The organism is Ornithinimicrobium sp. (assembly GCF_051004135.1).
Classification (GTDB): Bacteria; Actinomycetota; Actinomycetes; order Actinomycetales; family Dermatophilaceae; genus Ornithinicoccus.
Genome location: NZ_JBPCKQ010000225.1, coordinates 1 through 5,072 on the forward strand (window position 1 = coordinate 1; position 5,072 = coordinate 5,072).

At 71.3% G+C, this 5,072-nt stretch carries 6 protein-coding genes; all 6 read left to right on the forward strand.

Going from position 1 to position 5,072, the window contains the following annotated elements; translation table 11 throughout:
• Nucleotides 1-619: zinc-binding dehydrogenase (locus ACR2FV_RS16315; RefSeq protein ID WP_434016758.1), on the forward strand; the 619-nt coding region annotated here is incomplete at its 5' end.
• Nucleotides 620-669: 50 nt separating this feature from the next.
• The gene (locus ACR2FV_RS16320) at nt 670-1,617 is read left to right on the forward strand and encodes a hypothetical protein (protein ID WP_434016759.1); all 948 of its coding nucleotides are present in this window, start codon (nt 670-672) and stop codon (nt 1,615-1,617) included.
• A 1-nt stretch (nt 1,618) separates the two neighbouring features.
• Nucleotides 1,619-2,125: a flavodoxin domain-containing protein gene (locus ACR2FV_RS16325; protein WP_434016760.1), complete on the forward strand. Its 507-nt coding sequence runs from the start codon at nt 1,619-1,621 to the stop codon at nt 2,123-2,125.
• A gap of 173 nt (nt 2,126-2,298) precedes the next feature.
• Nucleotides 2,299-2,859, forward strand: a complete 561-nt coding sequence (locus ACR2FV_RS16330) for a hypothetical protein (RefSeq protein ID WP_434016761.1) — start codon at nt 2,299-2,301, stop codon at nt 2,857-2,859.
• Between the two features lie 241 nt (nt 2,860-3,100).
• On the forward strand, nt 3,101-4,486 hold the full coding sequence (locus ACR2FV_RS16335) for a multicopper oxidase domain-containing protein (protein WP_434016762.1): 1,386 nt from the start codon (nt 3,101-3,103) through the stop codon (nt 4,484-4,486).
• A 5-nt stretch (nt 4,487-4,491) separates the two neighbouring features.
• Nucleotides 4,492-5,072, forward strand: a 581-nt coding sequence (locus ACR2FV_RS16340) for a CBS domain-containing protein (protein ID WP_434016763.1), incomplete at its 3' end; no start/stop codon positions are given.

Here is a 5,072-nt window from a genome sequence, read left to right on the forward strand (position 1 = left end):
CGACGAGCAGGTGCTGCTCCTTGCCGACATCCTGCCGACGGGCTACGAGGTTGGTGTCCTCAACGGTCGGGTCGGACCCGGCGACACCGTCGCCGTCGGCGGCGCCGGACCGATCGGGCTGGCGGCCGCGCTCACCGCGGGCCTGTACTCGCCGGCGCAGATCATCGCCATTGACCTGGCCGCGCCAAGGCTGGAGGCCGCCCTGCGGTTCGGCGCCGACACCGTCATCGACAGCAGCCAGGTCGATGCCCTGGCTCGGGTGCGGGAGCTCACCGGAGGGCTGGGCGCCGACGTGGCCGTGGAAGCGGTCGGGATGCCCAGCACCTTCGAGCTGTGCGTCGAGCTGGTGCGACCCGGCGGTCGCGTCGCCAACGTCGGCGTCCACGGCGCACCCGCAACGCTGCACCTGGAAGACCAGTGGATCCGCGACATCACCATCACCACCGGCCTGGTCGACACCTCCTCGACGCCGACGCTGCTGCGCTTGATCGCGGCCGGTCGCATCGACCCGGCCCCGTTCGTGACGCACCGATTCGGCGTCGACGAGTTCATGCGCGCCTACGAGGTCTTCTCCCAGCCCGCGGACACCGGCGCGCTGAAGGTCGTCGTCTCCCGGTAGCTGCGCGCGCCCCCGTGCCGGAGCGATCCGGCGTCCAGAAAGGTCTTGTGATGCGACACACCACCGTGACCGCACCGCGGTCGCCGATGTTGCCGTTCCACTGGCTGTCCGCACCGATCGCGCTGCTCGCCGCCTTCGCCAGCGCGGCGGGGCTGCTCTCCGACATGCCCTACGCCCAGGAGACCGCGCCGTGGGCCGCGCAGGCCGCCGCGCAGGACACCGTCAACCTGGTCGTGTACCCGGCGCTGCTCGTCCTGGCCGTGCTGGCGGCTCGCGGGTCGCTGAGAGCGCACTTCGCCTGGGCCGGGGTACTCGCCTACAGCGCGTACTCCTACCTGCTGTACGCGGGATACGTGCACTTCAGTCCGCTGTTCCTCGTCTACGTCACCGTGCTCGGACTGTCGGTGTACGCCCTCATCGGCGGGCTCGCGCTCCTCGACCCCGCACGCGTGCGTGAGGCGTTCGACCGGCAGGCCCCCGTCCGCCTCGTCGCCCGGCTGCTGGTGGTCTTCGGCGTCCTGTTCTACGCGCTGTGGCTGTCCGAGGTCGTCACCGCAATGCTCGCGGGCGAGGCGCCCCGCGCGGCCGTCGAGAACGGCCTGCCCGTCAACGTCGTCCACGTGCTGGACATGGCGCTGCTCCTGCCCGCGGTGATCACGGCCGGCGTTCTGCTCGGCCGCCGGCGGGGGCTCGGCTACTGCCTGGCCGCACCCCTGCTGACCACCCTGGGGGTGCTCACCCTGGCCATCGCGGCGATGGTCGCGTCGCTGGCCGCGAACGGCATGCCCGTTGCCTGGGGGGTGGTCGGCGCGATGGGGGCCAGCGGCGTCCTCAGCTTCGTGGCGCTGGCGCGGCTCCTGGCCGCGGTGCTGCCGCAGGCGTCGCTGCTTGCGGTCCTCAGGGCCAGCCCCAAGGCCCCGGGAGGCGACGGCGAGCGGGGCACGGCCGGTCCGGTGCATGCCCGTCGGGTCGTCACAGCCGCCAGCCGGAGGCGCTGACATGCACGTGTTGGTAACCGCTGGATCGAAGCACGGCGCCACCGCCGAGATCGCCGCAGCGATCGGGGCGGCACTCGGTGACCGAGGCATCCAGGCCACCGTCGCCGACCCGTCCGACGTCACCGATCTGGAGGGCTACGACGCGGTGGTCCTGGGCAGCGCCGTCTACGCCGGGCACTGGCTCGAGCCGGCCAGGGACCTTGTCGATCGGCTGCATGACGCGTTGGCGACCCGGCTGGTGTGGCTGTTCTCCAGCGGGCCCGTGGGCGATCCAGCGAAACCTGACGAGGGTCCGGTCGAGGTGGCCGGCATCGCGCAGATCACCCGGGCGCGGTCCCACCGCGTCTTCGCCGGCAAGCTCGACCGGAGCAAGCTCGGCTTCGGGGAGAAGGCGATCGTGATGGCGCTGCGAGCGCCCGAGGGCGACTTCCGCGACTGGCAAGCGATCAGCACCTGGGCGGCAGAGATCGCCGAGGCACTGACCGGGCACACCGCCTCCGCGTCGTGACAGCGCCAGGATCGGCGGATGCCCCCAGTCACCTCGGCGTGCCGGTGGTGGCGGGAGGTCCCGCGGCGGGCCAGCAAAGGTCCCCGCTGATCAGGGCCGGTCGACCCTGCTGGGCCGAGGCCGGAACGGCGAACCTACGGGTACCAACGAGAACGGAAAGAGGAGACCCCGCCATGAGCACGAAACTCGCCGAGACCATCCACCCGGACCTCGCTGCGATGGGCATCCCCGTCGAGGAGGAAGCCCAGGCGTACAAGGCCCGCTACGCCCTCGCGGTGGCCCGCATCGCGTTGGGCTGGACCTTCGTGTGGGCCTTCCTGGACAAGACCTTCGGCTTGGGCTTCGCCACCGAGCGGGCCGACGCCTGGGTCAACGGCGGATCCCCGACCTACGGGTTCCTCAACTTCGCGACCGAGGGCAAGGTCTTCCACGACTTCTTCGCCGGCCTCGCCGGACCGGTCGCCGACTGGCTGTTCATGGTCGGTCTGCTCGGCATCGGCGTGGCCCTCACGCTGGGCATCGGGATGCGCATCGCGGCCGCGTCCGGCGCGCTGCTGCTGACCCTCATGTGGGCCGCCGCGCTGCGGCTGGAGAACAACCCGTTCATGGACGACCACCTCGTCTACGCGGTCGTGCTCATCGCCCTGGCCGCCTTCGGCGCCGGCCGGACCTGGGGCCTGGGCCGGATCTGGGACCGCGTGCCGCTGGTGCAGCGGTTCCCCCTGCTGAAGTAGCAGAGAGGTTACTGATCCGAGGGCGGCCGGACTGGCCGCCCTCGTTCTTTGGGCACCCGGCGGTCAAAGAGGCTGTCCACCGGCGTATCTCCCTCGATGGAGGTCCCCCGCAGCGTGGCCCGATGGTCCCTGCGGCAAGGGGCCGCACGGCCCTGCCCCCCGCGCGTACGGAACCCGAACATGGACCTTGAACGAAGGAGCGCGCCGCCGGGGCGCTCGGGAGTGAGAGAGGGAGACGGACGTGAGCCACAGCGGAGACCGGGTGTGGATGGCGCTGGCCATCGTGCTCGCGCTGTTTCTGACCTTGACCATCGGGCTGACCCTCAACCCCGGCCTCGACCGCACCGCGCAGGCCGGCGGCGCCAACGGCAGCGGCGCCGCGACGGCTACCGGAGACACGCCCCAGGTCGTGGACGTCACGCTGACCGAGTTCTCGATCAGCCCCACCGAGATCACCGTCCCTGCCGGCGTGCCGGTGACCTTCAACGTCACCAACAGCGGCGCCGCAGAGCACGACTTCACCATCGACGGGGTCGCCGGCACCGAGACGGTCGGGGTCGGTGACACCGCCACGCTGGAGGTCGATGCGCTGGACGCCGGCAGCTACCCGGTGCTGTGCACGATCGCGGGCCACGAGCCCGCCGGGATGACCGCGACGGTCACCGTGACCGACGACGCCGTGCCCGTGGCCGCTGGCGGTCACGATGCGACCAGCACGGACGCGGGTCAGAGCGCGGCGACCGGCGACGACGACTACACGGCGATGTCGCCCGAGGAGGTGGCGCGGCGGCACGACGAGGGCGTCGCGGCCTTTCCGGTCGAGACCGAGGGCCGGGGCAACCAGCCCCTGGAGCCCGAGGTCCTCGCGGACGGGACGAAGCTGTTCGAGCTGACCGCCGACGAGGTCGAGTGGGAGACCAGGCCAGGCGTGGTCAAGCCGGGCATGGCCTACAACGGCCAGATCCCCGGACCGCAGCTGCACGCCGACCTCGGCGACCGCGTCCGCATCGTGCTGCGCAACGAGCTGGACGAGCCCACCGCGCTGCACTCCCACGGCCTGATCCTGCCCAACGCCATGGACGGCGTGCCCGGTCTGACGCAGCCGTCGATCCTGCCGGGCGAGTCGTTCACCTACGAGTTCGAGCTGCGAAACGCCGGGTCGCACATGTATCACTCGCACTTCAACTCCGCCGAGCAGGTCACCAGCGGCCTGCTCGGCGCGTTCATCGTCGCCGACCCCGACGACCCGCAGGTCGACCAGGACTACGTGCTGATCGCCAACGACGGCCCGCTCGGCTACACGCTCAACGGCAAGGACTTCCCCGCCACCGAGCCGATCGTCGCCCGACAAGGTGATCTGGTCCGCATCCGCTACATGAACGAGGGCTTGCAGATCCACCCGATGCACCTGCACGGCCTACCGCAGCAGGTCATCGCCAAGGACGGCTACCCGCTGCCGCAGCCGCACTACGAAGACACTGTCCTGGTCGGCCCCGGCGAACGCGTCGACGTCCTAGTGGAGGCCTCCGAACTCGGCGCCTGGGCGCTGCACTGCCACGTCCTGACCCACGCCGAGGGCCCCGATGGGATGTTCGGCATGGTCATGGCCCTCATCGTGGAGGAGTGATCCCCATGCGTGTCCGACAGTGGATGACCCAACACCCGATCACCGTCACCGCCCAGACGTCGGTGCTGGGCGCCCGCCGGCTGCTGCACGCCCACCACGTGCGGCACCTGCCCGTCGTCAACGCTGGCGAGCGCGTCGTTGGCATGGTCAGCGACCGTGACGTCCTGCTGCGCGACAGCCAGGTCGCCCAGGCCCTGTCGGCCCTGCAGTCCGACCTGCTGTCGGGACGGTATCGCCGCGTCGAGACGATCATGACCGCCCCGGTGCACACCGTGGCACCCGACGAGCCGGTGAGCCTGGCCGCCAACCTCATGCTGCGCTGGCAGGTCAGTGGGCTGCCCGTGGTCGACAACGGCCGCCTCGTCGGCATCATCACCACCACCGACTGCCTGCGCGCCCTGCTGAGCGAGCTCGACCACGACCCCCGGCGCCGACGGGAGCCAGGCCTGCTGGAGGGCGACCCGGACTGGCACAAGATCACCCCGATGCCGCCGGGCGATGACCGGCCCGGGCGTCCGGTCTCGCCACAGCCTGTGCGAGTGGACGCCACGCGCACCGCCCCCGCGGCGGTGGCCGAGCGGTTGAC